Source organism: Corallococcus sp. AB049A, from assembly GCF_003668885.1.
Taxonomy (GTDB): domain Bacteria; phylum Myxococcota; class Myxococcia; order Myxococcales; family Myxococcaceae; genus Corallococcus; species Corallococcus interemptor.
Genome location: NZ_RAWL01000581.1, coordinates 1 through 4,439, shown reverse-complemented (window position 1 = coordinate 4,439; position 4,439 = coordinate 1). Strand labels below are relative to the sequence as shown.

Genomic DNA, 4,439 nt, shown 5'->3' with positions numbered 1-4,439 from the left:
GGAACGGGCGGGAGCACGTTGGCCTCGGGGCTCGCGAGCTTGCGCGTTCCCACGCCCGCGCTGACGGACGCGCAGCGCGCCTGGGTGCGCGGTGCGGCGAGGGACCTGCTCGCGCACCGGGGGCAGGGCCGGGTGACGGTGGGCCCGGGTCAACCGCCCCTGGCGCATGCGCTGGCGTTCGCGATGGACGAAGCGCTGGGCAACGCGCCCCGGTTGATCGAGCCCGTGGCCTTCCCGGAGGCGATGGGTCAGCTCCCGGGGGAGCTGCTCGATGGACGGGTGGACACGCTGATCATCACGGCGTGGAACCCGGCCTGGACGGAAGCGGTGGAATCAGGCTTCACGCGCGACCTGGAGCGCGTCCCGTTCCGGCTGTACCACGGCCTCCACGAGGACGAGACCGCGGCCCTCTGCCCCACCTTCGTCCCCGCGACGCACCCCTTCGAGTCCTGGCGCGACGGCCGCGCACCCGACGGCACCGCGTCCGTGCTGCAACCCCTCATCGCGCCCCTGTTCCCAGGCGCGGTCTCCGAGGTGGAGCTGCTGTCCGTCTTCGCGGGCCTGGACTCACAAAGCCCGTACGACCTGCTCAAGTCCCTGTGGCGTGAACGCACGGCCTCGCCATCGGACTTCGAGGCGCGCTGGGAGGCGTGGCTCGCGGACGGCGTGATCCCCGGGACCCAGTCCGCACCCGCGCGGGCCGTGCTGGACGAGGCCGCGGTCTTGAAGGCGGCCCGGGAGGTTCCGGAACCCAAAGCACCCGAGGGCCTGGAGCTGGCCCTGGTGCTGGACTCACGGCTGTACGACGGCCGCTTCGCGGGCAACGCGTGGCTCCAGGAGCTGCCCGACCCGGTGACGAAGCTCACCTGGGACAACGCGGCGCTGCTCTCCCCGGCCACCGCGCGGGCGCTGAAGCTGGAGAAGGGAGACGTGGCTCGCATCGAGGTACAGGGCAAGGCGTTGGAGGTGCCCGTGCTGGTGCTGCCCGGCCAGCCGGACGACACGGTGACGCTGGCGCTGGGCCACGGCCGCGAGCGTGTGGGCCCGGTGGGGCAGGGCGTCGGCGTCAACGCGTACACGCTGCGGTCCAGTTCCCTGGCGTCGGGCGGTGGCATCACGAACATCACCCGCACGGGCCGGCACCACGCGCTGGCGCTCACGCAGGAACACTGGAGCATGGAGGGCCGTCAGCTGGCGCTCCAGTTCACGCAGGCGTCCTTCCTCGCGAAGCCCCAGGCGCTCGAATCCCTCCAGGAGAAGCCGGAGCGGCTCTACCCACCCAACGCTCTGCTCAAGAGCGACCGCCACCAGTGGGCCATGGCCATCGACCTGCACCGGTGCACCGGGTGCAGCGCGTGCATGGTGGCCTGCCAGGCGGAGAACAACGTGCCCGTGGTGGGCCGCGACGGCGTGCTGCGCAGCCGGGAGATGCACTGGCTGCGCATCGACCGCTACTTCCTGGGGGACCCGGACGACCCGGGCTTCATCACCCAGCCCGTGGCGTGCGTGCACTGCGAGGCCGCGCCCTGCGAGTACGTGTGCCCGGTGAACGCCACCGTCCACTCGGACGAGGGCCTCAACCAGATGGTCTACAACCGCTGCATCGGGACCCGGTATTGCTCCAACAACTGTCCCTACAAGGTCCGCCGCTTCAACTACCTGGAGTACCAGCGGCGCGAACCCCTCACGCAGCTGCGCCAGAACCCGGACGTGACGGTGCGCTCGCGCGGGGTGATGGAGAAGTGCACGTACTGCGTGCAGCGCATCGAACGGGCGCGCACCGTCGCGCGCTCGGCGCAGCGGGACGTGCGTGAAGGCGAGGTCCGCACCGCCTGCCAGCAGGCCTGTCCCACGGAGGCCATCACCTTCGGAGACCTGCGCGCGCCGGACTCACGCGTGCGCCGGGAGCACGAGGACCCCCGGCACTACAAGCTGCTCAACACGTTGGGCACCCAGCCGCGCACGGTGCACCTGGTGCGCCTGAAGAACCCGGCGCCGAAGGGAGGCGCATGAGCACCGCCGACCCGCAGGTGCCCGCGCCCGGGGACCCGCTCACCGAGCACCCGCTGCTGGAGGGGCGCCACTCCGACCGCGCCTACAGCGAGTCGCTGCTGGCCTTCGTGCACCGCCCCCCGGGCCGGACCTGGTGGGCGCTGCTGGCGCTGGGGCTGGCCGGGACCGCGCTGCTGGTGGTGGCCATCTGCGCCACGCTCTTCGTGGGCGTGGGGACGTGGGGCAACAACATCCCGGTGGCGTGGGCGTTCGGCATCACGAACTTCGTGTGGTGGATTGGAATTGGCCACGCGGGGACGCTCATCAGCGCCATCCTGCTGCTGTTCCAGGAGAAGTGGCGCGGCTCCATCAACCGCTTCGCGGAGGCGATGACGCTCTTCGCGGTGACGTGCGCGGGGCTCTTCCCGCTGCTGCACCTGGGGCGGCCGTGGAAGTTCTACTGGCTGGTGCCGTACCCCAGCAGCCTGCGGGCGTGGCCGCAGTTCCGCTCGCCGCTGACGTGGGACATCGCGGCGGTGGGGACGTACCTCACGGTGTCGCTGCTGTTCTGGTTCGTGGGCCTGATTCCGGACCTGGCCACGGCGCGGGACACGGCGAGGACGCCCCGGGCGCGCTTCTGGTACGGGCTGGCGAGCCTGGGGTGGAGGGGCTCGGCGAGGCACTGGCGGCAGTGGCGCACGGGCTACCTGCTGCTGGCGGGGCTGGCCACGCCGCTGGTGGTGAGCGTGCACACCATCGTGTCCTTCGACTTCGCGGTGGCGCAGTTGCCGGGCTGGCACACCACCATCTTCCCGCCGTACTTCGTCGCGGGCGCGGTGTTCAGCGGCTTCGCGCTGGTCATCACCCTGCTCATTCCCGCGCGCAAGGCGCTGGGCATCGAGCACGTGGTGACGCCGCTGCACCTGGACAACATGGCGAAGGTGCTGCTGGCCACGGGTTGGATGGTGACCTACGGCTACATCCAGGAGCACTTCTTCGCCTGGTTCAGCGCGAACCCCTTCGAGCTGCACGCCACGGAGGCCGAGTTCTCCGGGCCCTACGCGCCGCTGTTCTGGATGCAGGTGTTCTGCAACGTGCTGGTGCCGCAGCTGTTCTGGTTCCCTCGGATGCGCACGAACGTGGCGGTGCTGTGGGTGGCGTCACTGCTCATCAACGTGGGGATGTGGACGGAGCGCTTCCTCATCGTGGTGGCGTCGCTGAGCATGGACTTCCTGCCGTCGTCCTGGGCGGCGTACCGGCCCACGTGGGTGGACTGGAGCCTGCTGGGCGGCACGGTGGCGTTCTTCGGCACGGCGTTCCTGCTGTTCCTGAAGTTCGTGCCGGCCGTGTCGGTGAGCGAGATGAAGGAGCTCCAGCGGGAGGTGGACGCGTCGCTCCAGTTCCGGCGTGAAGAAGGCACCCGGCCCGGTGGTGCGCCATGAGCCGCCACTGGGTGCTGGGAGAGTTCGCGTCGAGTGACGCGCTGGTGGCCGCGCTGAAGGCCCTGAGGGCGAAGGGCTTCGAGCAGCTGGACGCGCACACGCCGTTCCCGGTGGAGGAGACGTTCGAGGCGCTGGGGCTGAAGCGCTCATGGCTGCCATTGCTGACCCTGGGCGCGGGGCTGGGCGGGGCGGTGTTCGCGTACGTCACGCAGTGGTTCACGAACGCGGTGGACTATCCGTTGGACGTGGGAGGACGGCCGTTGCACAGCGTGCCCACGAACCTGCCCATCACGTTCGAGCTGGCGGTGTTGAGCGCGGCGCTGACGGTGTTCGGCGCGCTGATGCTGCTGTTCGGCTTCCCGCACGTGACGCACCCGGTGTTCGACGTGGAGTCCTTCCGCAGCGCGTCCGTGGACGGCTTCTGGGCGAGCGTGGCGGTGGACCGCGACGACGCGCCGCAGGTGGAGGCCGCGCTGCGCGAGCTGGGCGCGCGGCAGGTGTCCGTGGTGGCGGAGGGCGCGCGATGAAGCGCTGGACGCTCATGGCGCTGCTGGGAGGGATGGCCGCGTGCGACGACACGGATCCGATGGCGTCACAGCCGCGAGCGGAGGCGTTCAAGCCGAGCCCGTTCTTCGAGGACGGCCGGGCCATGCGGCCCCTGGTGCCGGGGACGGTGGCGCAGGAGTGGCGCGCGCGAGGGGACACGCAGGGGCTCACGGCGGAGGGCGGCTGGGTTCAAGCGGTGCCGGTGCCGTTGACGGGGGAGCTGCTGGCGCAGGGGCGCACGGCCTATGAGACCTGGTGCGCGGTGTGCCACGGGCTGACGGGGGATGGGGACGCCATCGTGGCGCGGAAGATGCCGCAGCGCCGGCCGCCCGGGCTGTTCGTGCCGCACCGCCACGCGGATCAGGTGGTCTACGGCGTGGTGGAGGGCGAAGCCCCATACACGGGAACGCAGGCCGTGACCGCGAGGGTGGGGCCCGGAGCCTTCCCGCTGCCCGAAAG

At 71.0% G+C, this 4,439-nt stretch carries 3 protein-coding genes and 1 pseudogene; all 4 read left to right on the top strand.

The features are described from left to right. Nucleotides 1-2,013: 4Fe-4S dicluster domain-containing protein (locus tag D7X55_RS36495; protein WP_121725446.1), on the top strand; the 2,013-nt coding region annotated here is incomplete at its 5' end. Further along, complete coding sequence (gene nrfD / locus D7X55_RS36490; protein ID WP_121725445.1) at nt 2,010-3,434, top strand: NrfD/PsrC family molybdoenzyme membrane anchor subunit; 1,425 nt, start codon at nt 2,010-2,012, stop codon at nt 3,432-3,434. The genes D7X55_RS36495 and nrfD, both read left to right, overlap by 4 nt. Further along, complete coding sequence (locus tag D7X55_RS36485) at nt 3,431-3,961, top strand: DUF3341 domain-containing protein (RefSeq protein WP_120552016.1); 531 nt, start codon at nt 3,431-3,433, stop codon at nt 3,959-3,961. Before nrfD ends, D7X55_RS36485 begins: the two co-directional genes overlap by 4 nt. Next, nucleotides 3,958-4,439, top strand: a pseudogene (locus D7X55_RS36480) (cytochrome c); the annotation flags it as partial. The gene D7X55_RS36485 and the pseudogene D7X55_RS36480, both read left to right, overlap by 4 nt.

Bases quoted from the DNA above. Each gene is read 5' to 3' on its own strand.
- nrfD (WP_121725445.1), top strand. From the start codon at position 2,010: ATGAGCACCGCCGACCCGCAGGTGCCCGCGCCCGGGGACCCGCTCACC.
- D7X55_RS36485 (WP_120552016.1), top strand. From the start codon at position 3,431: ATGAGCCGCCACTGGGTGCTGGGAGAGTTCGCGTCGAGTGACGCGCTG.